At 66.3% G+C, this 23,889-nt stretch carries 23 protein-coding genes; 14 read left to right on the top strand and 9 right to left on the bottom strand.

Annotated elements, in window-relative coordinates; genetic code table 11:
• The first annotated feature begins 41 nt into the window (after window positions 1-41).
• On the top strand, window positions 42-1,592 hold the full coding sequence (gene yczR / locus QFZ36_RS16400) for a MocR-like transcription factor YczR (RefSeq protein ID WP_373427051.1): 1,551 nt from the start codon (window positions 42-44) through the stop codon (window positions 1,590-1,592).
• Here the strand turns inward: yczR and QFZ36_RS16395 are convergent.
• On the bottom strand, window positions 1,582-2,085 hold the full coding sequence (locus tag QFZ36_RS16395) for a DUF4188 domain-containing protein (RefSeq protein WP_306638012.1): 504 nt from the start codon (window positions 2,083-2,085) through the stop codon (window positions 1,582-1,584). The genes yczR and QFZ36_RS16395 overlap by 11 nt on opposite strands.
• 87 nt (window positions 2,086-2,172) lie before the next feature.
• Here QFZ36_RS16395 and QFZ36_RS16390 point away from each other — a divergent pair, with 87 nt between their 5' ends.
• A complete protein-coding gene (locus QFZ36_RS16390; protein ID WP_306638011.1) occupies window positions 2,173-2,748 on the top strand; it encodes a TetR/AcrR family transcriptional regulator in 576 nt (191 codons plus the stop codon).
• A 130-nt stretch (window positions 2,749-2,878) separates the two neighbouring features.
• Here the strand turns inward: QFZ36_RS16390 and QFZ36_RS16385 are convergent, their stop codons facing one another.
• Together QFZ36_RS16385 and QFZ36_RS16380 are read right to left on the bottom strand one after the other, a co-directional pair.
• On the bottom strand, window positions 2,879-3,571 hold the full coding sequence (locus QFZ36_RS16385; protein WP_306638009.1) for an SRPBCC family protein: 693 nt from the start codon (window positions 3,569-3,571) through the stop codon (window positions 2,879-2,881).
• A complete protein-coding gene (locus QFZ36_RS16380; protein WP_306638007.1) occupies window positions 3,564-4,229 on the bottom strand; it encodes a winged helix-turn-helix domain-containing protein in 666 nt (221 codons plus the stop codon). The genes QFZ36_RS16385 and QFZ36_RS16380 overlap by 8 nt, the downstream gene beginning before the upstream one ends.
• A 106-nt stretch (window positions 4,230-4,335) precedes the next feature.
• Between QFZ36_RS16380 and QFZ36_RS16375 the strand changes: the two genes are divergently transcribed.
• Window positions 4,336-5,313: an RluA family pseudouridine synthase gene (locus QFZ36_RS16375; RefSeq protein WP_306639250.1), complete on the top strand. Its 978-nt coding sequence runs from the start codon at window positions 4,336-4,338 to the stop codon at window positions 5,311-5,313.
• Window positions 5,314-5,353: 40 nt separating this feature from the next.
• Entirely contained in the window at window positions 5,354-5,974 is a 621-nt protein-coding gene (locus tag QFZ36_RS16370) for a DedA family protein (protein ID WP_306638006.1), read from the top strand.
• A gap of 5 nt (window positions 5,975-5,979) precedes the next feature.
• Here the strand turns inward: QFZ36_RS16370 and QFZ36_RS16365 are convergent, their stop codons facing one another.
• From QFZ36_RS16365 to QFZ36_RS16355, 3 genes are all read right to left on the bottom strand, one after another.
• Complete coding sequence (locus QFZ36_RS16365) at window positions 5,980-6,285, bottom strand: hypothetical protein (protein WP_306638005.1); 306 nt, start codon at window positions 6,283-6,285, stop codon at window positions 5,980-5,982.
• A gap of 114 nt (window positions 6,286-6,399) precedes the next feature.
• Window positions 6,400-9,222 (bottom strand): phosphoenolpyruvate carboxylase, encoded by a 2,823-nt coding sequence (gene ppc / locus QFZ36_RS16360; RefSeq protein WP_306638003.1) that lies wholly within the window; start codon window positions 9,220-9,222, stop codon window positions 6,400-6,402.
• Between the two features lie 113 nt (window positions 9,223-9,335).
• On the bottom strand, window positions 9,336-9,896 hold the full coding sequence (locus QFZ36_RS16355) for a hypothetical protein (protein ID WP_306638001.1): 561 nt from the start codon (window positions 9,894-9,896) through the stop codon (window positions 9,336-9,338).
• A 104-nt stretch (window positions 9,897-10,000) separates the two neighbouring features.
• Here QFZ36_RS16355 and QFZ36_RS16350 point away from each other — a divergent pair, with 104 nt between their 5' ends.
• Window positions 10,001-10,846, top strand: a complete 846-nt coding sequence (locus QFZ36_RS16350) for a DUF1684 domain-containing protein (RefSeq protein WP_306637999.1) — start codon at window positions 10,001-10,003, stop codon at window positions 10,844-10,846.
• Here QFZ36_RS16350 and QFZ36_RS16345 read toward each other — a convergent pair.
• Together QFZ36_RS16345 and QFZ36_RS16340 are read right to left on the bottom strand one after the other, a co-directional pair.
• Window positions 10,843-12,048, bottom strand: a complete 1,206-nt coding sequence (locus tag QFZ36_RS16345; protein WP_306637997.1) for an acyl-CoA dehydrogenase family protein — start codon at window positions 12,046-12,048, stop codon at window positions 10,843-10,845. The two genes, QFZ36_RS16350 and QFZ36_RS16345, sit on opposite strands and share 4 nt — an antisense overlap.
• A complete protein-coding gene (locus tag QFZ36_RS16340; protein WP_306637995.1) occupies window positions 12,045-12,854 on the bottom strand; it encodes a 3-hydroxyacyl-CoA dehydrogenase in 810 nt (269 codons plus the stop codon). The genes QFZ36_RS16345 and QFZ36_RS16340 overlap by 4 nt, the downstream gene beginning before the upstream one ends.
• Before the next feature lie 134 nt (window positions 12,855-12,988).
• On the opposite strand from QFZ36_RS16340, the gene QFZ36_RS16335 reads away from it, so the two are divergent.
• The 4 genes from QFZ36_RS16335 (at window position 12,989) to QFZ36_RS16320 (ending at window position 18,274) form a co-directional block, all read left to right on the top strand.
• Complete coding sequence (locus tag QFZ36_RS16335; RefSeq protein WP_306637993.1) at window positions 12,989-14,191, top strand: glycoside hydrolase family 76 protein; 1,203 nt, start codon at window positions 12,989-12,991, stop codon at window positions 14,189-14,191.
• Window positions 14,192-14,356: 165 nt separating this feature from the next.
• The gene (locus tag QFZ36_RS16330) at window positions 14,357-15,421 is read left to right on the top strand and encodes an iron ABC transporter substrate-binding protein (protein ID WP_306637991.1); all 1,065 of its coding nucleotides are present in this window, start codon (window positions 14,357-14,359) and stop codon (window positions 15,419-15,421) included.
• Window positions 15,422-15,425: 4 nt separating this feature from the next.
• Window positions 15,426-17,015 carry an ABC transporter permease gene (locus QFZ36_RS16325; RefSeq protein WP_306637990.1) on the top strand — a complete coding sequence of 530 codons (1,590 nt, stop codon included), beginning with the start codon at window positions 15,426-15,428 and terminating at the stop codon, window positions 17,013-17,015.
• A 152-nt stretch (window positions 17,016-17,167) separates the two neighbouring features.
• Entirely contained in the window at window positions 17,168-18,274 is a 1,107-nt protein-coding gene (locus tag QFZ36_RS16320; protein WP_306637989.1) for an ABC transporter ATP-binding protein, read from the top strand.
• 389 nt (window positions 18,275-18,663) lie between these two features.
• Here QFZ36_RS16320 and QFZ36_RS16315 read toward each other — a convergent pair whose 3' ends face one another.
• On the bottom strand, window positions 18,664-19,263 hold the full coding sequence (locus tag QFZ36_RS16315) for a YdeI/OmpD-associated family protein (protein ID WP_306637988.1): 600 nt from the start codon (window positions 19,261-19,263) through the stop codon (window positions 18,664-18,666).
• Between the two features lie 71 nt (window positions 19,264-19,334).
• Here QFZ36_RS16315 and QFZ36_RS16310 point away from each other — a divergent pair, with 71 nt between their 5' ends.
• The 5 genes from QFZ36_RS16310 (at window position 19,335) to tgt (ending at window position 23,881) form a co-directional block, all read left to right on the top strand.
• Window positions 19,335-20,069, top strand: coding sequence for a VOC family protein (locus QFZ36_RS16310; RefSeq protein WP_306637986.1), 735 nt, complete (start codon window positions 19,335-19,337; stop codon window positions 20,067-20,069).
• Between the two features lie 9 nt (window positions 20,070-20,078).
• On the top strand, window positions 20,079-20,618 hold the full coding sequence (locus tag QFZ36_RS16305) for an NUDIX hydrolase family protein (protein WP_306637984.1): 540 nt from the start codon (window positions 20,079-20,081) through the stop codon (window positions 20,616-20,618).
• Window positions 20,619-20,705: 87 nt separating this feature from the next.
• A complete protein-coding gene (locus QFZ36_RS16300) occupies window positions 20,706-21,722 on the top strand; it encodes a DUF6707 family protein (RefSeq protein ID WP_306637983.1) in 1,017 nt (338 codons plus the stop codon).
• A gap of 60 nt (window positions 21,723-21,782) precedes the next feature.
• Window positions 21,783-22,508 (top strand): SRPBCC family protein, encoded by a 726-nt coding sequence (locus tag QFZ36_RS16295; RefSeq protein ID WP_306637982.1) that lies wholly within the window; start codon window positions 21,783-21,785, stop codon window positions 22,506-22,508.
• Window positions 22,509-22,540: 32 nt separating this feature from the next.
• Complete coding sequence (tgt, locus tag QFZ36_RS16290) at window positions 22,541-23,881, top strand: tRNA guanosine(34) transglycosylase Tgt (RefSeq protein WP_306637981.1); 1,341 nt, start codon at window positions 22,541-22,543, stop codon at window positions 23,879-23,881.
• Window positions 23,882-23,889 lie beyond the last annotated feature (8 nt).

The following is a 23,889-nucleotide window of genomic DNA, read 5'->3' as shown; positions in this document are numbered from 1 at the left end:
ACTGGCCTTGAAATATATAGCCAGTTTGAAATACTGGCCTGATGGCTTCCCTTACCGCCTCAGCCCTTGCCCGCCTCCTGGGCACGTGGAACCTCGGCGCCTCGCCCGCCTACCGCGAGCTGGCCGACGTCGTGCGCCTGCTCGTCCTGGACGGGAGAGTAGCGCTGGACACTGCGCTCCCGAGCGAGCGCGCCCTCGCCGATACCCTGGCCGTCAGCCGGACCACGGTCACGGCGGCCTACGGCCTGCTCCGCGACCAGGGATTCCTCAGCAGCGGACAGGGCAGCAGGAGCCGGACCAGGATTCCACGCACGACGGCGGCAGGCACCACGGCACTTGGCCGCCCGTTGCCTGATGGTTCCGGCCCTGGCAGTCCGGGACTCGCGGCGGCAGGCCTGGCGCCTGGACTCGCCGCACCCGGATTGGCAGCACCGGCGGGACTGATCGACCTCGCGTATTCGTCCCTGCCGGCCAGCGGCGAACTGGTGCACCGGGCGTTCGCCGCGGCCCTGACCGAGCTTCCGGCCCTGCTCCCGGGCTTCGGGTACGACGCCATGGGCCTGCTCCCCCTGCGCGAAGCGGTGGCGGCACGGTACACAGCGGCCGGTGTACCTACAACTGCGGACCAGGTCCTGGTGACGTCCGGCGCGCAGCACGCTCTGAACATCGTCCTTCGCGCCCTCACCAGCCGGCAGGACCGGGTGCTGGTGGAACACCCCAGCTACCCGAACGCCCTGGACGCCGTCCGCGCAGCCGGTTGCCGCGCCGTCCCTGTGGCCTTTTCAGCCCCGGCCGGTAAATCAGGCGGCCGCCCCACGATCACCTGGGACATGCACGGGCTGCAGACCGCGCTGGCGCAGCAGCGGCCCAGGCTGGCGTATCTGGTGCCGGACTTCCACAACCCCACGGGCCAGCTCATGGCGGACCCTGAACGCCGCCAGCTTGTTCGTGCAGCTGCGGCCGCCGGGACCACGCTGGTGGTGGACGAAACCCTGCGGGAGCTGAACCTCGACGGCGTCGGCACCACGCCAGTGGCGGCCTTCAGTTCGGCGGTAGTCACCATCGGCTCGCTCAGCAAGTCCCATTGGGGCGGCTTGCGCACGGGGTGGATCCGGGCCTCGCAGGACCTGATCCAGCAGTTTGCGGCGGCGCGGACCTCCCTGGATCTGGGCGGGCCGGTGATGGAACAACTGGCCGCTGCCCATCTGGTCCGGGCCATGGACGAACCGCTGCCCGCCAGGCTCGCCGCACTCAGGGATAACCGGAAAGCCCTGCTGGATCTCCTCGCCGGGCACCTGCCGGAGTGGGAAACGCTCTACCCTTCCGGTGGTTTGTCCGCATGGTGCAGGCTTCAGGCTCCCATCAGCACCGCCCTGACAGTGATCGCTCCCGACTTTGGGATCAGGCTGGCGGCAGGGCCGCGGTTCGGCATTGGCGGCGCCTTCGAGCGCTATCTCCGAGTGCCGTTCACGCTGCCGCCGGAAAAACTGGAAACGGCCGTCCTGGCCCTGAGGTCAGCCCAGGACCGCCTGGATGCAGCCCCTCAGCTCCGGCGGACCCTCAAGAACGCACCTGCCGTGGCTATTGCCTGACGGGAGACTGCCGGCCGGGGCGGGCCATCCGCTGCTTCGCGGTATTGGTCCCGGCTCCCACCGGAACATGGGCAGTGGCCTTGGCCAGCCCAAAGAGCGGCATCCCGTTGTAGATTACTTCGATTCCTGCGGCAGGCGCCTGGTAGGTCTCATGCCACACGCCCACGTCACCGCTGCCTGCAGTCTCCTTCATAAACCGCCGCCAGGGCTCCAGGTGGGGGGACTCCCGGTCCACGGCGAATTTTCGCAGGTGCTCCGGGCTTTCCCAGTAGCTGAGCAGCATGGTGGTCTGGCCGAACCACTGCTCGTACCCCAGCATTCCCGACGCCGGGTCCCCCGCCAGCTGCTGGAGCATTCGCGGCATGGCGCTCGCCACCTTGCCGACGGTTCCCAGCTTCCACCACCGGTTGGCGCGCATGCCGATCAGGAAGACCGTCACTGATTCCCGGCCGGGATCGGCGGTGAACCGGCCCGGAAAGACACTTTGCACCATGGGAAGCTCCTTGAGTTCAGGCAATTGAGTTTCATAACCTCGTTTCATAACGGGGTTACGAAACAAGGTTATGAAACAATGGGACCCATGGCAAGACCCGTGATCCATAACGATTCCCTGCGGCAGGAACTGCTGGCGGTCACCGCCGAGCTGGTGAACCGGGAAGGGCCGGCCAGGGTGACGCTGCGGGATGTTGCGTCGGCCGCGGGGACGTCCACCACCGCCGTCTATTCACTGTTTGGCGGGAAGTCCCAACTCCTCACCGCCGTGGTGGACGACGGGTTCCGGTCTTTCCGGGACTCGCAGGTGGCCGCGGCGCCGGCTGGGCTGCAGGGCCTCGGAGTGGCCTACCGGACGTGGGCGCTGGAGCACCGCGCTCTCTACCGGCTGATGTTCGGCGGTGCACTGGCCGCTTACGTGGATTGCCAGCCGAGTGCCGAAGTTGCCGCCGGTGCCATGGAACCGCTGATGGAGGCGGTGGCTTCCGCCCAGGCGGCGGGGGCCCTGCGGGCTGAACCCGTGGAAAAGGTCGCCTTCGCAATCTGGGGCCAGGTGCACGGCCTGGTGAGCCTGGAGCTGGCGGAGGTGGGCCCGCCGGACGCGGACTGGGCCGCAGCCTACACCTCGGCCCTGGACGCCGTGGCGCGCGGCTGGGCTGCCTGACGCCCCCCCCTCTTCGGCGCGCCTATTCCCCTGCTGCACGCAAAATACCTGACGTGGCTGATACATCCGTCGCGCCAGGTATTGTGCGGGTCGATCTGTGTTTTGTGCGTCGCTGCCCGTTCAGGGCGCCTTAGGCGTACACCTTTTCCAGGAAGTTGCCCCACGCCTTGCCGGTGGTTTCCGGATCCCCGGCCCCGCTGAAATCGTGAACGGTCATTCCCACCGGCGCACCAAAGGCGTTGCGCCCGAAGAACCGGTACAGCGCATCGGAGGTGCGGATCCCCAGGAAGTGTTCGTTGGAGAAGTCCACTTCCCCGCTGAGCCGGCCCACGCCGTCGAGCTCCAGTTTCACCTGCGACCCCTGTCCGGCGGGCTCAACGCCCAGTGCACGTCGCAGCTGAACAAAGCCGTCGGCAGTCTGCGAAGCCGGGGGCGCCTGGATGTCCGTGAAGACCACGGGGCGGCCATCGAAGTACTGCAGGTACTGGCCCAGCGTGTGGAGATAGAATTCTGTGTGGCGGGAGGCGCCGTCGTACTGCTCGTCCCAGTTGTCCGCGAAGATGCCGCTGTGTACGTAGTGCAGGCGGGCGCGGCCACCGTCGAGCGGCTCCAGGACGTGCTCGAGCTGGTTGAACCAGCCGTCCGGGCCGTCCATCCTGGAAACGAGGTGGTTGGGGTATTCCTCGACCGTCCTGACCGCGGGCCACTGGTCGGTGGGGAACATCCAGGCGGGCGTGCCTGCAGTCACTGCCTCCCACACCCGCTCCGGCGTGCCGGGCAGTTCGGCGTCGTAGACAATCTCGAATTCGCGCTTATCAGTCATTGTCCTGCTCCTTTGCTTTGGGGATTGCCGGGCTTTCCGGGTTCTCCCTGGTTGTCTTGAGGACGGTTGTCTTGAGGACAGGGTGCAGCGCCACCACCAGCCGGTGCGCCCTGCCGCCGGAGGCTCCGGGCCGGGTGCCGCCATCGTGATACTTGTCCACGAGCCGTGTGACCGCCACGCCCAGTTCCTCCGCAAAGGCGGCGCGGTCGGCGGCGCTCCGGAAGGTGATCTCGCCGTCGATGGCGAACGTGGCCAGCTTTTGCCGGGCCGCGGCAGCCCCCGCGATCAGCCTGCCCATCTCCTGGACCATCCGGCCGGCAAGTGCCAGCAGCCAAAAAGCCGAGAAACGGTCCGAAAAGCGGTGCGGATCCGGCGATACCGCGGAAAGGGCCTGCGGCGAGATCAGGTAGGACGCCGCAGTGGCCTGGAGCACCCGCTCAGTTACATTGCCCTTGCGCCGCTCCTCCACCAGCTCCACGAGGCCGTGCCGCTCAAGCGCCTTGAGGTGGTAGTTGACTTTCTGCCGGGGCAGCCCCACCTTCACGGCGACCTGCGTGGCCGACCCCGGGCGGGACAGTTCATGCAGGATGCGCGTACGGACAGGATCCAGGGAAGCTTCGGCCGCCGCGGGGTCCTCGATGACTGCTATCTCCAACATGCTTCAAGTCTCTTGCCGACAACTTTTATTGTCAAGAACTTTTTTGTGATCGGTTGGGAGGCGGTCGCGGCGGTCCTGCAACAGGGCCACGTAGAATTGTCCGGTGATGCAATCCCCCCTTCCCGTCCGCGACGGCGTGAATGCCACCCGCCTGCGCCTTCCCGGCGAGGGGCCGTGGGACACCGCAATGGACTACATGATGCACCGCTGGGGGCACATCGATCCGCAGGGCATCGAGGACAGGTTCGACGCCGGCGAGATCGTTGGCGAGGGCGGCGTTCCCTTGGACCGGGCCACTCCCCTGGCCGACCATACCTTTATCTGGTACTACCGCACCCTGCCGCCGGAGACCCGGATCCCCGTGGAGCTGGGCATCCTGCATCAGGACGAGCACCTGCTGGTGGTGGACAAGCCGCACTTCCTGCCTACCACCCCCGGCGGGACCTACATCCAGGAATCTGCGCTCGTGCGCCTGCGGAACCAGTTGAACCTGCCGGACCTGATTCCCATGCACCGGCTGGACAGGATGACGGCAGGGGTGCTCCTGTTCTCCACCAACCCGTCAACCCGCGGCAGGTACCAGGTGCTTTTTGAGAAACGCCAGGTCCAGAAGGAATACGAGTGCGTGTCCGCAGCCGAGCCCGCCGAGGGGTATCCCGCCGTCGAATTTCCCGTGGTGGTGCGAAACCGGATGACCAAGTCGCGCAGCTACCTGCTCGCCGAAGTCATCGACGGCGAACCTAACGCGGAGACGCGGATTGAGCAGCTGGAAGCGTTCGACGGCGGCACGGCGCCGGGTGCCGCAAGCGCCGCCGTTGCCGTGTCGAGTAACAATACCCGCCGCGCGCTGTACCGGCTGGAACCGCACACCGGCAAGACGCACCAACTGCGGGTGCACATGGCCTCGCTGGGGCTGGGCATCATCAACGACGCCTTCTACCCCGACCTGCTGGACAAGGCTCCGGACGACTACAGCAAACCCCTGCAGCTTCTCGCCCGCGGCATCCGGTTTCTGGATCCGATCTCCGGAAAACCGGTGGAGTACCGCAGCCGGCTGGAGCTCAGCGAGGCCGCCGGCTCCTGACCCCGGTTCCAGCACGACGAATGTGCGGTACCTTGTGGCAATGGACTTCGGCAGCGCTGACAGCTGGGGGACGGCCATCTATTTCTGGATCATCCCCGTCGTGCTGGGCGACGCCATCTTTCCGCCCATCCCGTCCGAGATGGTGGTGATCACCGGCGGGGCACTGTCCGCGGACGGCCGCGCCAACGTGTTCCTGGTGGCCGCCCTGTCCGCCCTGGCCTCCTGGCTCGGCGACATGGTGGTGTTCCAGCTGTTCCGGCGGCGGCTGAGCCACGTTCTTGACCGCTGGCAGTGGGGCCGGCGCATCCATACCGGAATTCACGCGGCACTCGCCAAGGCAGGACGCTCTTCCACTTACGGCGCCATCATCGGGGCCAGGTTCATCCCCGGTGGACGGCTGGCCACCTCGGCTGCCGCAGGCATCGCCAACGTTTCGGTCCGAGGCTTCAGCCTGTGCGCCGGGCTCGGGGCACTCCTCTGGGCGTGCTGGCTGGTGGGCCTGGGCTACTTCACCGGCTCGGCCACCCGCCTGCCGTTCTGGGCCAGCTCGCTGATCGGGGTGGCGCTGGGGCTGGTGATCGGCGTCGTCGTCGGAATTATCGTCACGCGCCGCCGGGGCAACCGCTCCCCGGTAGAGGAGCCAGAGCCTCCCCTGGCATAGCGGACCTAGAGAGGCGTCCAGCGGCCGCGGCTGCGCCGCAGCACCATCAGCGAGCCGGTCAGCGCAACGCGTTCGACGGCGTCCCGCATCATGGCCGCCGAGTCCAGCGCCTGCCGGTTCTCGCCGCTGTATTCAGTGGCTTCGACAAGGAAGCGCAGGTTCAACTGCGGCACGCCGCCCGCCAGCTGCAACTGGTTCGCCTCCACGTGGTGGCGTGTTCCCAACGCCTCCACCGCTGCGTCCATCACGGCTTCAGGCGGGTTGCCGGGACGCAGGCCGGTGATCTTCAGGCGGGTCTGGAACGATGGCATGCCTTCAACCCTATCCAAACGCTCTCTCACTTAATGCGGGGAAAGCCGTAACGCTCTCTCGTGAGCGAGAGAGCGTTAAGGGAAAACCAGCATCAAGTGAGAGAGGGTTGGCCGTTACCCGGTGTTGCGGAGGCCTGCCGCCACGCCATTGACGGTGATCAACATGGCCCGCTGGAGGCGCTCGTCGATTTCGCCGCCGCTGATGGTGTCGGCCTTGTTCGCAGCTTCCGCACGCACACGGCGGAGGAGTTCCACCTGCAGGTAGCTGATGGGGTCCAGGTACTGGTCGCGGATCTCGAGGGAGCGCTTCAGCGTGGGCTGGGCGTCCAGGAGCAGCCTCTCGCCCGTCAGGTTCTGGACCTCGGCCACGGTCAGCTCGTATTCCTCCCGGATGGCCCGGAAGATGTGGTGCAGCTCTTCCGGAACCAGGGTGGACACGTAGTAGCCGGCGATGTCCATATCGGTCTTGGCAAGCGTCATTTCCACGTTGGAGAGCACGGAGCGGAAGAAGTGCCAGTTCTCCCACATCTCCACCAGCTGGGCGGAGTTGCCGGCTTCGCGGGCTGCCTTGAGTCCGGAGCCGACGCCGAACCAGCCGGGTACGATCTGGCGGGACTGGGTCCAGCCGAACACCCACGGGATGGCCCGCAGGCCGCCGAGCCCCGCCCCGGAATCCGGGCGCTTTGAGGGGCGGGAGCCGATGTTCAGCGAGCCCAGCTGCTCCACGGGGGTGGAGGACAGGAAGTAGGCCGGCAGGTCCGGATCATCGATCAGCTTCCGGTACTGGTCAAAGGCGGCATCGGAGATGGTTTCCATGACGTGCCCGTACCGTTCGCGCTGGTCTGCGGAGGTCCGCGGATCCCGGTGCAGGGCGGAACCCTGGAGCACCGCGGCGAGGGACAGTTCGAGGTTTTCGCGGGCCAGTTCGGGCAGCGAGTACTTGTCCGAGATGACTTCACCCTGCTCGGTGAACTTGATTTCGCCTTCCAGGACGCCGTTGGGCTGGGCAAGGATGGCGTCATAGGTGGGTCCACCGCCCCGGCCTACGGATCCACCGCGCCCATGGAACAGGCGCACGCGCACACCGTGCTTGGCGGCGACGTCCCGCAACTTGCGCTGGGTCTTGTGGATTTCCCACTGGCTGGTCATCACGCCGGATTCCTTGTTGGAGTCCGAGTAGCCCAGCATGATCTCCTGGACATCCCCGCGCAGCCGCACCAGTTCGCGGTAGGACGGATCGGACAGCAACTGGTCCACGATCTCCGCGGAGGCACGAAGTTCCTCGACTGTTTCCAGCAGCGGCGCGAACCCGATCTTGGCGTAGGGCTTTTCGCCGAAGAGGTTCACCAGGCCGGCTTCACGGGCCAGGACGGCGGCGGCGAGGACGTCGTCCGCGCCGCGGGTCATCGAAATGATGTAGGTCTCGATGACGTCCGGCCCATAGGCGCGCAGGGCGCGGCGGATCTCGCGGAAGACGTCGTACGTGCCGTCAGCTGCGCCGTCGAGCTTGATCGGGTGGCCGGACAGCGGACGGCGTGAGGCGAGTTCGGAGCCGAGAACCTCGAAGCGTTCCTCACGGCTGAGTTCGGCGTAGCGGAGCCCGGGCCCACCAATACGGTCCATGAGCTGTCCCACGGCATCGTGGTGGTGGTCGGCGTGTTCGCGGATGTCCAGCGTGGCCAGGTGCAGGCCAAAGGAGGCGATGGCGCGGCGGACCCGGGCCAGGGCACCGTCCGCAGCCAGCGACGCCGAGTGGTTGCGGAGCGAGAGTTCCAACAGTTCGAGGTCCGCCAGGAGTTCGTCGGTGCCGCTGTAGTCCCGGCCGTGCTCGTGGTTTGAATTGGCCGCCACCCGCTTGCCGGTGTTGATGAGCTTGGCCTTGATGCAGGTGAGCTTCAGCCGGTAGGGCTCCTGCGCGTTCAGCTCCAGTACCCGCCGGTCCAGGCCCGGCAGCTTCCCAAGGTCCGCGTCGATGGACTCGAGCAGTTGCTTGTCCGCCCCCGCGAGCGCCGTGGAGTTGGAGAGGATGGAGATCAGCTCATCGATCATGGCTATGCTGATCCGGACTGCGTGCTGGTTTTGGATCTGCAGGATTTCCCGCGTCACGGCCGCGGTGACGTTGGGGTTGCCATCGCGGTCGCCGCCGATCCAGGATCCGAAGCGGATGGGGGCTTCCTTGGACGCGAGGGTGACGCCGTGTTCGCCCAGCAGTTCGGAGAACTCCGCCAGCATCTCGGGCATCGCGTCAGTGAGGATGCCGCCCAGGTAGTAGATGGCGTTGCGGGCCTCGTCCACGGGAGTGGGCCGGACCTGGCGGAGCTCATCCGTCTGCCACATCTGATCGATGATTTCCGCCAGCTGGCGGTCCTGGCGGCGGCGGGCCGTGGTTCCTTCGGCCGTGGGCTGGGCCAGCACATCGGAAAGCTTGCGGATCTTGTCCAGGACGGAGCGGCGGGAGGCCTCAGTGGGGTGGGCAGTGAAAATGGGCCGGACATCAAGCCCGTTGACTACCTCCTGGAGGACGCCGGGCCCTGCCTGGGCGGCAATCTCGTTGACGGTTTTGGCCAGCCACCCATCCTTCTCCGCGCGGGTCCGCAGGCCCCGCACCCGGTGGACCTGCTCGGCGGCGTTGGCGAGGTGGAAGTAGAACGCGAAGGCACGCACCAGGTCCGTGGCTTGCTCGATGGGCAGGGAGCCGAGGAGTTCGCGGACCTGGGCTACGACGTCGTGCGCGCTCCAGGGGCCGGTGGCATCGGCACCGCCGCGGGCGGCTTCCTTGGATTCCTTGGTGAGGAGGCGGACCTGCTCCACGAGGTCCAGGAGTTCAGGTCCGTGCTGGCGGACCAGGGATTCGCCGAGGAGGGTGGAGACACGGCGGACGTCTGCCCTCAGTTCGGAGGCAAGGTCTGATTCGGGATGTGCGGCAGTGTGAGCCATGGAAGCTATCTTTCGAGGGTTTCGGACTTGGCTCGTACACTGCGCTGGATACTGTGAGCCACGTTACTAGCTAAAGATGCTACCCGCAGTCCGGCACCTCGGGGGAATCCGTCTCAGATAATGTCAGCTCCGGAACGATAACCAATGTGCTGCTTGACGCCCTCGAGCTCAGCCCGCAGCTGGGCAAGCTCCTTCCTGGAGGCAGCAAGTTCAGCCTTCCGGCGTTTGGTTTCCCACGCGTTGGCGATCAGGACGCACAGCCCCACCGGAACGGCGGCAGCAAGGGCCCAGCCGGCCGCAACAAAAAAGTCCAGTGCCACCGGAAAGGCGGCGCGGAAGTCCACGAACTCGTTGACGACGTCGGCCACACCGCTGAGCGTCCCGTCCAGCGGTGCCAGGAACTGCCCCACCATGGGCGTTTCCGAGAGCGACGGCGGATCGAGATTGGCTTCCTTGTCCCCACCCCACCTGCCTTCGCCCAGATGGTTGAGGACGTAGATGCCGGCTGCCAGGCTGCCGGCAATGAATACGTGGACGCCGGCGAACAGGGCCTGATCCGGACGCCGAAACCGCCTTAACAGCAGCACCACCGCCGCGAAAGCCAGTGCCACGATCCAGGTCAGGTTTTTGAGCCAGTCGCTGCTGACTCCCGCAAGTATGTCCACGGCGTCCATTCAACAGGGCGGACCACGTTGTGGTTCAATCCGACTCCGGCTCCGCTCCGGAATGAAGGAGGGTTAGTTGCAGTTGCAGCCGGAAATGACGTACGAAAGGAACCATGAGCACCACTCCAGCCAGCCAGGTGGAGCGCTGGCAGCGCTTCCGCGACAACCGGAACAAGGCCCTGGCAGCCCGCCACGGGTGGTTGACCCTCACCTCCTTCCAATGGCTCGAAAACTCCCCGGCCGCCGTCGAACTGGTGCCTGGGCTCTGGTCCACGGACGGTACGACGGCGGCACTCACCGCAACGCCCGCCGACGGGTTGTCGCTGGTGGAGACAGGGCAAGCGGTGGAGGGGACGATTTCCGCGGCCCTCGCGGACGAAGCGTCCCTGATGTGGGTCCGGTACGGCGGCGAAGACGGCGCCCAGGTGGTTGTTGAGCTGGCCATGCGGGGAGGCCGCTACGCCATCCGCACCCGGGATGCTGGATCCCCCGTTTTCACGGAGTTCCGGGGCGTTCCCACGTACAGGTACAACCCGGATTGGGAAGTCATCGGCAGGTTCGAGCCCTATCCGGAGCCTGTGGCCGTGCCAATCGCCACCGCCAACCCCTTGGTGGACGGCGTCCATCGCACGGTGGGCGAGGTGGTGTTCCGTGTTCCCGGCGGTAAGCACGAAGTCCGGCTCCAGGCGGAGGAGGAGAAGCTTGGCGCCCTGACACTCACATTCCATGATGAAACAAACGGCGAAACCACCGATGACTGGCGCAAGCTCGCCGTGCCGCGGCCCCGCCCGGACGGGTCGGTAGTGCTCGATTTCAACCGGGCCATCAACTATCCCAGCGCCTTTACGCCGTACGGAACCTGCCCCATGCCGGTGAGGAACAACTCCCTGGACGTGCGTGTGGAGGCAGGCGAGATGCAGCCTTATCCGGTTTCGACAGGCTCAACCACCGAGGACTAGACAATCGCCGAAAGCCCGGTGATGGCGCGGCCCACGATCAGGGTGTTGATCTCGAACGATCCTTCGTAGGTGTAGATGGCCTCCGCGTCTGAGAAAATCTTCGCCATCCTGTAGTCGATGACGATCCCGTTGCCGCCCAGGATGGACCTGCCCAGCGCCACGGTCTCACGCATCCGCGCGCTCAGGTAGGACTTGGCCAGCGCCACCTGCGGCATGTCCGCAGCGCCGTTCTCCTGCAGCCTGGCGAGCCCGGCCATCATGCCCATGCTTGCCACGGCGTTGCCCAGCATGGTCACCAGCTGCTGCTGGACCAGCTGGAACTGTGCCAGCGGGCGGCCGAACTGGCGGCGCTCGACGGCGTACTGCCGGGCGACGTCGAACGCCGCCAACTGCTGGCCCACAGCCTGCCAGGCCACCATGATGCGCGAGCCGCGCAGCAGCTCATTGGTGTCATCGAAGCTGCTGATGGCGGTGAAGCGGTCCGCCTCGGCCACGCTCACGTCATCGAAGACGATGTCCGCATTCTGCACCGTCCGCAGCGCGATCTTGTTTTCGATCCGCGTCCGGGTGATCCCGGGCAGGGTGGCATCAACGATGAAGCCGCGCACCGATCCGTCCGCCTCGTCCCGGCCCCACACCAGCATATAGTCGCAGAACGTCCCGTTGCCGATCCACCGCTTGGCGCCGTTCAGCACCCAGGTGTCCCCGGTGTCGTCGGGCCTGCCGGTGGTGGAAGATATCCGCCTGGCGCGGGTTTCCATGCCGCCGGCCACATCAGAACCATGGTTCGGTTCCGTCAGGGCGAACGCACCGGTGATGCGCAGGTTCGAGGCGTCGTCCAGCAGCCGTCGCTTTTGATCGGCACTGCCGAAGGCGTACAGCGACTCAACGAAGAGATCGTGATGGACCAGGAAGAAGGTGGCAATGGACGTGTCCACGCGCGTCATCTCGGCGATCACCAGGCCGGCGAACAGGTGGCTGTAGCCGCGCTGCGCAGGCGTGCTGAGCTGCAGGGCCGCGAGTTTAGGCAGGATGTGCGCGGGAAACTCGGCCTTGTTCCACCAGTCCCCCGCGTACGGGGCGATCTCCCTTGCCAGGAAATCCCGCAGTTCAGCCAGCTTGTCCCGTTCCGCCTGGTTCAGCAGGGATTCGACGGCGAAGAAATCCGCCGGGGGCAGGGTTACCGTTCCGGCCGTGGTCATTTCGGTCCCATCCGGATGGCGCCGTCCAGCCGGATGGTTTCCCCGTTCAGCATGGCGTTGTCCACGATATGCGCTACCAGGTTGGCGTACTCGGCCGGTTTGCCCAGCCTGGAGGGGTGCGGCACCTGGGCGCCTAAAGAATCCTGCGCTTCCTGCGGCAATCCGGCCATCATGGGCGTTTCGAAGATTCCCGGCGCGATGGTGACCACCCGGATCAGGGAGCGCGCCAATTCGCGGGCGATGGGCAGCGTCATCGCCGCTACCGCACCTTTGGAAGCAGCGTAGGCAGGCTGTCCGATCTGCCCTTCAAAGGCTGCTACCGAGGCGGTATTGATGATGACGCCGCGCTCCGGTCCGCCCAGTTCCGTGCTGGCCGGTTCATTGGCCACCATGGCGGCCGCTGCCAGCCGCAGCACGTTAAACGTCCCTACGAGGTTGACCTGGATGACCCGGTTGAACGCTTCCAACGGAAGCACGCCCTCCCGGCCCAGCACTTTGCCGGGGGTGGCGATTCCGGCGCAGTTAACCACGATGCGCAACGGGCCCAGTTGTGTGGCGGTATCGACGGCGGCCTGAACCTCCGGTTCGCTGGTGACGTCCGCGGGCATAAACACGGCGGACTTTTTGGGGCTTCGGATGGGATTCGCGGTCCCACCATTCAGCTCTTCGGCGAACGCCTGCCCGGCAGAGGAGGGGAGGTCAACAAGCACCACTGAGGCGCCGGCGTCGAACAGCCTGCGGGCAGTAGCTGCCCCCAGGCCCGAGGCGCCTCCCGTGATCAACGCAACGCTGCCTGTGACGTCCATACATCCTCCTTGATGCGGGCCTGCTCCGGCAGAAGCCCGCGGAGCATTAGTTAGTGAATGTTAACTGAAATTATCGGGTCCACGCACTATCCGGCCTTCCCGGCGCTGCCGTACGCCCGGCTAGGGTGGAAGCCATGACTTCCTCTCCCGTTGACTGGCACGAAAGGGCCAACGAGGCCGCACGGTCTGTCACCGGACTCTTCGGCAGGAGGTTGTTCTTCCTGCCGGGCACCCATCTTGGCGGCATCCAGAGGCCCGCCCCCCGCTGGCGCGACGACGTGAAGGGCAAGCTGCTCCAGCCCTGGCACTACTGGTGGCAGGCCCACTATGTTGACTGCCTGGTGGATGCGGGCCGCCGCGAGCTGGGCAAAGGCGCCACTCCTGCCGCCAGGTTCAACGGCCCGGAACATCCCAGCGCCGGAAGGCTCGCTTCCCGGCTGGTCACCGGGATCCGGCTGCGCAACGGCCTCACAGTTGTCAACAACTACTACGACGACATGGCCTGGCTTGCCCTCGCCACCCTCCGGCTCGACGCACTGGCCCAGGAAACGCGCCGGCCCGGGCGGCGGCGCAACGCGGCGGTCCGCAAGACGCTCACGCTCCAGTTCGACGCCGCCTGCACCGATGACCTGGGCGGCGGTTCCTTCTGGAGCAAGAAGCGCGACTTCAAAAACACGCCCGCCACCGCACCTGTCGCCCTCTTCTACGCCCGCACAGGGCAGCGGGCCAAGGCGCAGTCACTGCTGGACTGGCTGGACGTAACCCTCTTCGACCCGGGGCAGGGCCTGTACCTCGACGGCGTCCGGCTTAGCCCCGACGGGAACGTGCTGACCGAGCGGGCGGTCTACACCTACAACCAGGGCCCGGTCCTGGGTGCGCTGCTTGAGCTGGGCGGGGAGGCGAACCTGGCCAGGGCAGCCATGCTGGTGGAGGCGGTGGACCGGCACCTGACAGTTCCGGCAGGAGGGGGCAATGACGGCGGCGCAGCTGCTGGCCAACTGACCGTCCTGCGCTGCGAGGGAACGGGCGACGGCGGCCTGTTCACCGGGATCTTGTGCCGTTACCTTGCGCTCGCCGCAGCAGATCCGCGGCTCCCCCGGCAGGCCCGCGCCACCGCCGCGCGGCTTGTCACCGGCACCGCGCAGGCTTTCTGGGCAGGAAGGCGGCCCGCCGCCGGCAATGGCAACCGCGAGGAACAACCCGGAAGACTCGCCTTTCCCCTGCACGCGGAGGACCGGGGCGCACCCTCCCCGGCGGGCGCCGGCGTCGAGCTCTCCACCCAACTGCAGGCGTGGATGGCAATCGAGGCCGCCGCATCCATCGCCGCATTGGATTAGGGCACGCAACAGTTCCGTAATTGATGTGACACTGCTCACTTTAAGCGCTTTCCGGGTTACGCCTTAGGGTTGCCTACCCTACAGTTTCTCAGGTGAGGTTCCCTTCTCCAGGGTTCACCGGGACCGTGGTCCGCCCCAAATCTTTCCCAGAAAGCAGCGCCCTCAATGAAGATTCGCAACAGCGCACTGGCCGGCATCGCACTCGCCGCCAGCGCCGCACTCGGCCTGACCGCCTGCGCCGGCAGCGGCACGCCCGCCTCCACCGGTTCACCTGCCGCTTCCGCCTCCGGCGGCGCAGTCTCCGGCGAAATCACGGTTTACAACGCCCAGCACGAGAGCCTGACCAAGGAATGGGTCGACGCCTTCACAGCCGAAACCGGCGTCAAGGTCACCATGCGCCAGGGTTCGGACACTGAGCTGTCCAACCAGATCATCCAGGAGGGCGCGGCCTCCCCGGCGGACGTGTTCCTCACCGAGAACTCCCCGGCCATGACCCAGGTTGAAAACGCGGGTCTCTTTGCGGATGTGGACAAGGCCACAACGGAGCAGGTTCCCCAAGAGTTCCGGCCTTCCACCGGAAAGTGGACCGGCATTGCGGCCCGCTCCACCGTCCTGGTCTACGACAAGGCCAAGCTGACCGAGGACCAGCTGCCCAAGTCCATGCTTGACCTGGCCAAGCCCGAGTGGAAGGGCAAGTGGGCCGCTTCGCCTACCGGCGCCGACTTCCAGGCCATCGTGTCGGCACTGCTCGAGCTCAAGGGCGAAGCCGCCACCGGGGAGTGGCTCACAGGCATGAAGGAAAACTTCAAGGCCTACAAGGGCAACAGCACCGCCATGAAGGCAGTCAACGCAGGTGAAGTGGACGCCGCCTTGATCTACCACTACTACTACTATGGCGACCAGGCCAAGACCGGCGAGAACTCCAAGAACGTCACGCCGTACTACTTCAAGAACCAGGATCCGGGCGCTTTCGTCTCCATCTCCGGCGGTGGCGTGCTGAAGACGTCCAAGAATGAAGCAGCCGCCCAGGCTTTCCTGAAGTTCATCACCGGCAAGAAGGGCCAGGAAGTGCTGAAGACCGGCACCTCCTTCGAGTACGCCATTGCCTCTGATGTTCCGGCCAACGAGAAGCTGGTCCCGATCGCAGACCTGCAGGCGCCCACCGTGGACCCCGCCAAGCTCAACTCCGAAAAGGTCACCGATCTGATGACCAAGGCAGGACTCCTGTAATTTCGTGACTTCCGATCTATCGGCTCCCCCCCAAAGGAGCACGACGACGGCGGGCCGGGGCAAAAGTCCCCGCCCGCCTTTCGGCGTTTCTGCAGTGTCCGTGCTGGCGGTGCTGATCGCCCTCTTTTCCCTCGTCCCGCTGGGGTACGTGGTGTACATGACCGTGGCAACCGGCTGGGAGACCGCCGTCGAACTGATCTTCCGGCCGCGGGTTACCGAGCTGTTGCTGAACACCATCCTGCTCATGGCGGCCACCATTCCGCTGTGCCTGTTGCTGGGCGTGGCTGGCGCGTGGCTGGTTGAACGGACCAGGCTGCGGGGACGCAAAATGTGGGCTGTCCTCCTGGCTGCCCCGCTGGCCATCCCCGCCTTCGTCAACAGCTACGGCTGGGTCTCGGCCGTTCCCTCGATGGGCGGCCTGGGCTCGGGCGTGCTGATTGCCACGCTGTCCTACTTCCCGCTGGTGTACATCCCGGCCGCCGCCTCCCTGAGCCGGCTGGACCCGGCCATCGAGCAGTCGGCCGCTGCGCTGGGGCTTGGGGCGTGGCGCACGTTCTTCCGGGTGGTGCTCCCCCAGCTCCGGATTGCCATGACCGGCGGGGCGCTGCTGGTGGGGCTGCACCTGCTCGCCGAATACGGCGCGTTCGCCATGATCCGGTTCGATACGTTCACCACCGCGATCATGACCCAGTACCAGTCCACGTTCAATGGTGCCGCCGGGAACATGCTGGCCAGCGTCCTCGTGTTCTTCTGCCTCCTCCTGCTCCTGGCCGAGGTCCGCAGCCGCGGCACGGCGAGGTACGCCCGGATCGGATCGGGGGCCCAGGCCAGAGCGCTGCGGCTTCCGCTGCGCGGGTACCAGGTTCCGGCCCAGGCCTTCCTGCTGGCACTGACCGCACTGGCTGTGGGGCTGCCGCTGTATTTCGTGGTGCGTTGGACGGTGGCAGGCGGACCGGAGGCGTGGGCTGCCGACGAGTTCCTCCCGGCCCTCCTGTCCACGCTTGGTTACGGCCTGGCGGGTGCAGTTGCCACCACGGCAGTGGCGTTCCCGATGGCCTATCTCGCCGTCCGGCATCCCGGCTGGTTCAGTAAATCCCTGGAGCTCTCCAACTACATCACCAGTTCGCTGCCGGGCATCGTGGTGGGCCTGGCCTTCGTGACCGTCAGCATCCGTGTGGTGCCGGGGATGTACCAGACTGCCGGCGTACTGGTGGCGGCGTATGTCCTGCTGTTCCTCCCCCGGGCGCTCGTGAACCTCCGTGCCGGGCTTTCCCAGGCGCCCAAGGAACTTGATGAGGCCGCGCAGGCACTGGGCAAGCCACCGCTGCTCGCCTTCATCCGGGTGACGCTGCGGCTCAGCGCTCCCGCAGCCGCGGGCGGGGCCGCCCTGGTTTTCCTGGCCATCGCCAACGAGCTCACCGCAACCCTGCTCCTGTCCCCCAACGGGACCCGCACGCTGGCCACCGAGTTTTGGAGCAAGAGCAGCGAGATCGACTACGCGGGAGCAGCTCCCTACGCACTGCTGATGATCCTGCTCTCCGCCCCCATGACCTACCTCCTCTTCCAGCAGTCCAAGAAAGTAGCCGGACAGTGATCGAACAAGCGCCGATCGAACAAGCCCCGATCCGAAAAGCAGCGAAGCAAACGGCACCCAGCCAACAAGTGCCGGCCCATCAAGAACCGGCCGATCAAGCACCGGCCGATCAGGCGCCCTCGCGGCTGCCGGAACCGCGGGTCGCCCCCTCCGTGGCTACCTCCACGGACAGTCACCTGGTCATCACGGACGTCACCCGGAATTTCGGCAGCCAGTCTGTCCTCAAGGGCGTTAATCTTTCCATCGCCCGGGGCGGCACCACCGCCATCGTTGGCCCGTCCGGCTCTGGCAAGACCACGCTGCTGCGGCTGATCGCAGGGTTTGATCATCCGGTAACCGGCAGCATCTCGCTCAACGGTGCGAAGGTCGCCGGGGACGGCGCCTGGGTACCGGCGCACAAACGGCACATCGGCTACGTGGCCCAGGACGGCGCCCTGTTCCCCCACCTGAGCGTGGGCAAAAACGTTGCCTTCGGACTTGACCCGGCAAAACTGCCCGGCGGCCGAAGGGCAGTGGAAGACCGTGTTCGCGAGCTGCTGGAGATGGTGTCGCTGGATCCGGACATGGCCAAGAGGCGCCCCCACCAGTTGTCGGGCGGCCAGCAGCAGCGCGTTGCCCTGGCCCGGGCCCTGGCACGCGAACCGGAACTGATGCTCCTCGACGAGCCGTTCTCCGCCCTCGACGCCGGCCTGCGGGTAGCCACCAGGCGGGCAGTGGCCAAGGTCCTGAACAAGGCCGGCGTGACCACCATCCTCGTGACCCATGACCAGGCTGAAGCTTTGTCCTTCGCCGACCAGGTGGCGGTGATGCGCGGCGGGAAGCTTGCGCAGATCGGTAACCCCTTTGTGGTCTATACACGCCCGGCTGACCGCGCCACTGCCGAGTTCCTGGGCGACGCCGTCATCCTGGACGCGTGGATGGAAGGTTCGCTCGCCACCTGTTCACTCGGCGGCATCCCCGTCCGCCGGCCTCCCGCACAGGGCAGGGTCCAGCTGATGCTGCGGCCGGAACAGATCCGCATCGCCGAGGATGGCCCCATCCGCGGCGTGGTGGTGGACACCGACTACTTCGGTCCGGAAACCACCGTGCGGCTCAAGCTGGCGGTTCCCCCGGAACTTGCCAGCGGAGGCGACCACCGTTACCCCGGCGGCGGCGAGATCATCACCATCCGGCACTGGAACGCCTCCATCGCCCGGCCCGGGATGGAACTGTGCCTTCGGGTAGTCGGCGAAGGCGTCGCCTTTCCCATCGAACCCTGACGCGTCCCAGAAGCCTCAGCGGATACCCGCGAGCGGCGTGACTGTGCCGTTCTTGACGTTCACGGAGCCGCCCACTGCAGCGAGCCCCACGTCCTTGGTGCTTCGGCGGAAAGACGAGCGAGGTGAGTGTCTGCGGCGTCGTGGCAGCCGGCCCCTTCCCGGCATTGCCGGACACCAGGGTGAGGACCACCACCAGGGCGGCAACGGCCGCCCGGCTGGCCACCAAAGGGGGCGGCCCGGGAAAGTTTGCCTGGGATTTTTGAAGGGGTTGCGGATCATGGTTTTCGTTCCGTCGCCGAACACACAAATGCCGCCCCCGGATGAGGAGGCGGCACCAGCGCAATTAAACCTTCTACCCTAGGCGTCCGAACACAAGGACCCAATTACTGTTACAGCCCGGCTGGACGCTTTTTCTGCGGGTACGGCGCCTCACCACGGGCCAGCATCTCCACAAACCCCGCAATTTTACGTTCGCGGGTGGCAGCCTGTTTGACCGAGTTGGTCCGGTAAATCAGGGCAAAGCGGTTGGTTTTGGTAAGGACATCGAACATCGCCTGGGCGGCCGGAACGGCGGCGATGGCGGCGGCCAGGTCCGCCGGAACTTCGGCCGCCGCCTGCCCCTCATAGGCCTTGTCCCAGCGGCCGTCTTCCTTGGCGGCGTTCACGGCTGCCCGGCCCGCCTCGGTCATCCGGCCTGCGGCTTCCAGCCGCGCCACATGCGTGACGTTACGGGCCGACCATACGCTCCTGGGTCCGCGTGGGGTCATCCGCTGGAGGGAGCTTTCTGCGTCCCTGCTTTTGCCCTGGCCGTCGATCCAGCCGAAGCACAGGGCCTCGTCAAGGGCGGCGGCGTAGTCCAACTCCGTCACCTGCCCGCCCTTCTTGTGCAGGACCACCCACACGCCGGGGCTGGTCCTGTGGTTTTCCTCCAGCCAGCCACGCCAGGCGGCGGCGTCCGGCACCAGCAGTTCCTCGAGTTCAACAGCCATGGCCCTATTCTGCCTGCGTCCCGGTCGTGGCAACATGGCCATACCCGGTTTCCCGAAACGAAGGACCACTAATGCTCCGCGTGCGCCCACTGCATTTCACCTCCGCCATCGAGTCCTGGGACCGGCTCCTCACCACACTGGGTCTGGTTCTGACCGAGGGCGACGGCGGGTTCCGCGTCTTTGACTCCGGTTCGGGCCGTCTTGCCCTCCATGAAGTACCGGACGGAGCCGAAGAGGACGGAACCACCGCGTTCACAGTGGAGGTGGGTGATCTCGCCGAGTTCGCCCGCCGCACCAACCTCTCGGCCCAGGACGATGGAACCTCACCCGCGGAAATCATCACGGCGGACCACGGCGAAACCTGCAGGATCACTGCGCCGGACGGATTCACTTTCCTGGCTGACCATGCCGCCCACATGGCCCAGTGCGCTGATGCCGACGCGGCCCTCGCCGTCGTCGGGGTCTGGTTCACCGAGGACGCCGCGGCGGCAGCCCGGACGCTGCAGCACATCGGCGCCCGTCCGCGCCCGGTGCCTGACGCTGACGAAACCGCCGACTTCACGGCCAAGAACGGAGGGGTCCTGCTGGTGCGTCCGGCAGCGGGCCCGCCACGCCCCGGGTTGGGCTTTGAGTACGACGGCGGCCTGGAACCGTTGCGGGTCCGCCTCGCCGCCGCGGGCTTTGAGGCAACCATGACCGAGGAGGCCTTTGGGAGCACCCTCCACGTGCCCAACCCGGACGCCGGGCCCGGCACGGCCCACGTGCCGGCCACGGTGTGGATCTCCGAGCGCCGTCCCATGGGGTAGAACTTAAGCATGAACGTGCGCACACCTGACCCGAATCCCGGCTGGCTCTCCGAAGAAGACCTTTTTGAGGCGCGCGGGCGGCTGCCCATGGTGTACGTCGAGGCTGTGCCTGTCCGGCTGGATCCGCTGGGTTTCGTCAACGAAGTGGGAACCCTGCTCCAGGCTGACGAGGACGGCACCATGGTCCGCTCGCTGGTGTCCGGGCGGGTCATCTACCGCGAGACCATCCGGGCAGCCCTGCTCCGGCACATGGAGAAGGACCTTGGTCCGCTGGCGTTCCCGCAGCTGCCCATCAGCCCGGTCCCCTTCACGGTGGCGGAGTACTTCCCGGCCCCGTCCCAGACCGGTTTCACCGATGAGCGGCAACACGCCGTGTCCCTGGCCTACGTGATCCCGGTGACGGGCGAATGCGAGCCACGCCAGGACGCACTGGAGCTGACCTGGATGACCCCCGAGGAAGTGCTGAGCCCCGGCGTGCAGCTGGAGTTCACGGGCGGCCGCGGCGGCCTGATCCGGCAGGCGCTGGCCTTCGCGGGCGTGGGGTTCTGACACCCTCGGCCGCACCCGGCGTCCCCGACTTCCGGTGCCCTCCTTTGTAGACTGTAGGGCGGACCGCAAGAGAACTTAAGGACTCCCATGACCGAAACACCAGCCGCCCGTAACTACAGCGAACAGCAGGCTGGATCTCTGACCACCGGCAGCCACATCCTGCTGCCCGGCGGTGAGCGGACAGCGGAAATCAGCCAGGTTGAGCTTGAATCAGACGACTTCGGCGCGCCGGCACTGGTACTCGCCAGCCTGTCAGGCGGCGGGACCCTGCGCATCGCCGTGGGCACCGCGGTGACTGTTGTGGGCGGAGAGGCCGACGCCGTCACGCAGCTTCCGCTGCAGGCCGGTCCGGTCGAGGTGGTTGGGCCGGCAGGGGAAGCCACGCCCGGGCAGCCCGGCGAAGAGGCGGCTGCGGCACCTGCGGCCCCCGCCGTCGTCGTACCTCCCTTGCCCCCGGTTCCCCCGGCGGCAACCGGCCCCGGCGAGGAGGAACTCGCCCTGATCCCGGCGCCGAAGGGTACGCCGGAATCAGTGGTGGAAGCTGCGGCCGAAGCCCACCCGGATGCGGAGGGCGTTCTGCTGCTGGCCGACCGGCTGGCGAAAGGGGTCAACTTCAAGTCGGGCAGCTGCCTTAAGGACCTCAGCGACCTCGCGCACGAACTGTTTGTCACCCTCAAGGACGCCGATGGTTCGTTGGCCGTCGCGGACCTGCTTAACGTCCTGCCATATGACGGGAATCCCGGCCGGTGGGCCTCCGTGGAAGCCTCCCTGGCCCTGGCCAGCTACATCTGCCGGCAGAACGGCCAGGAGGAGCGGGCGGAGGTCTACGAGAAGCTGATCCGCACCCCGGAAAACCAGGAAACGGACGCCTTCAAGGCCAGGATGGCGGCCAAGGTCCGGCAGCGCTCGCTCAACGAGCCCAACCTGTACGACAAGGAAATCTTCCGGTCCATCGACAACTCCAATCATGACGCCGAGCGGGAATGGCGGCTCCTGCGGCTCGAATCCCTGCTGTTCCTGCGGGCCCACGGAGGCTCGGAAACCATCGGTCCGGGTGAGCTTGAGCGCCGCATCAGCAACGAACTTGAGGCCGTCCGGGCCTGACTTCGGCCGTGAACAAATAACCCCTATCCGGCGCCGGGCCGGAGTTGTACATTCGGGGCTATGACGAACAATCTGAGCGTTGTGATCAATGCTGACGCGCCGCAGGTCTGGACGATGCTGCGCGAACCGGCCAGGGTGGCCCAATGGCACGGCTGGCAGGCCGAGGACCTGGACGCCGAGATCAATCAGATCTACTTTTCCGGGGACGAAGAGGAATCACCGGACCACACGAGCTTCACGGTCCACGGCGGCGACGTCTTCGAGCTCCATCCGGAGCCCAACGGAACCCGCGTTAGCATCACCCGGGCAGCGCTGGACCACAATTCGGAATGGGCTGCGTGGGACGAGGACATCACCCAGGGCTGGCTGACATTCCTGCAGCAACTCCGTTTCGCCTTGGAACACCACCCGCACGGCAAGCGCCACACCTTGTTCCTGCAAGTTCCCGGCGGACCAGGCTCCGGCATTGAAAAGCTCGGCCTCTCGGATGTGCCGGCGCCGGGCGAGGACTACGGGCTGACATTGGCCACCGGCGAGAAGATCTCCGGGAAAGTCTGGTACCGGAGCAATCACCAGGTGGGCCTCACGGTCCACAGCTACGCGGATCGCGGCGACGGCCTGCTGATAGTTGCCGACCAGCCAAAAATCGCGGACGTCCGGCCCGACGGCGGATCGCTGGTGATTGTTTCCACCTACGGCCTGGGTGCCGCCAGGGTGGACGCGATCCGCACATCCTGGGACTCCTGGCGGGCTGAGAACTACCCCACATCAGAACCGGTGAGCTGAGGGACCTGCCCGATTGCTGGCACACTGGTACGGTGCCAGCCAACCCTGTTTCCGCTCCGTCCCCCGCTGCCCCGGCGGCTGCCCCAGCCAGGGAAGCCGCGCTGCCTGGCGCGCTCTCCCGGCAGTCCGAGTTCGGCTTCCGAGTAGGCTCCCGCCTTGCCGAAACGTGCCCGCCGTCGGCTGCCCAACTGGAGTCCAACGGCGGTGCATTCCTGGGCCGCACCGGCACCATCACGACGCCCCACGGAGAAATCCGGACGCCCGCGTTCATCGCCGTCGGAACAAAGGCCACGGTGAAGGCGGTGCTGCCCGAATCGATGGCTGACCTTGGCGCGCAGGCACTGCTGGCCAACGCCTACCACCTGTACCTGCAGCCGGGAGCGGACATCCTCGATGAAGCCGGCGGCCTCGGCGCGTTCATGAACTGGTCCGGGCCCACGTTCACGGACTCCGGCGGATTCCAGGTGATGAGCCTGGGCTCGGGGTTCAAGAAAGTCATCGACATGAAATCGGTGGACGCTTCCGGGCCCGATGACGCCGTAGCTCCCGGCAAGGAACGCCTGGCCCATATCGACGACGACGGCGTCTGGTTCAAGAGCCACCTGAACGGTGACAAGCACCGCTTCTCCCCCGAGATCTCGATGCGGGTCCAGCACCAGATCGGCGCGGACATCATGTTCGCCTTCGACGAGCTGACCACCCTGCAGAACTCCCGCGGGTACCAGGAGGAATCGCTGGAGCGAACGCGGCTGTGGGCGCTGCGCTGCATCGAGGAGCACTTCCGGCTGACCTCGGCCCGTGAGGGCAAGCCGTACCAGGCACTGTTCGGCGTGATCCAGGGGGCCCAGTACGAGGACCTGCGCCGGAAAGCCTGCCGGGATCTGGGCGCCATGCCATTTGACGGTTTCGGCATCGGCGGGGCCCTCGAGAAGGAGAACCTGGGCACGATCGTCCGGTGGTGCAACGAGGAACTGCCGGAGGACAAACCGCGCCATCTGCTGGGCATCTCCGAGCCGGACGATATCTTCACGGCCATCGAAAACGGCGCAGACACTTTCGACTGCGTCTCACCTACCCGCGTGGCCCGGAACTCCGCGTTCTACACGCCGCAGGGCCGCTTCAACCTTTCGGGCGCCAAGTACAAGCGCGATTTCGGCCCGCTCCAGGAGGGCTGCGATTGCTACGCGTGCACCCATTACTCGCGGGCGTACATCCACCACCTGTTCAAGGCCAAGGAGATGGTCTCCGCCACGCTGATCTCCATCCACAATGAGCGGTTCGTGGTGAAGATGGTGGACGATGCACGGCTGGCCATCGAAGCCGGCACCTTCTTCGAGTTCAAGGCCGAGACCCTGGGCCGGTATTACTCATGAGCAGGGCG

Origin of the sequence: Pseudarthrobacter siccitolerans, assembly GCF_030823375.1 — a bacterium.
Lineage (GTDB): Bacteria > Actinomycetota > Actinomycetes > Actinomycetales > Micrococcaceae > Arthrobacter > Arthrobacter siccitolerans_A.
This window is presented reverse-complemented; position numbering and strand designations above follow the sequence as displayed.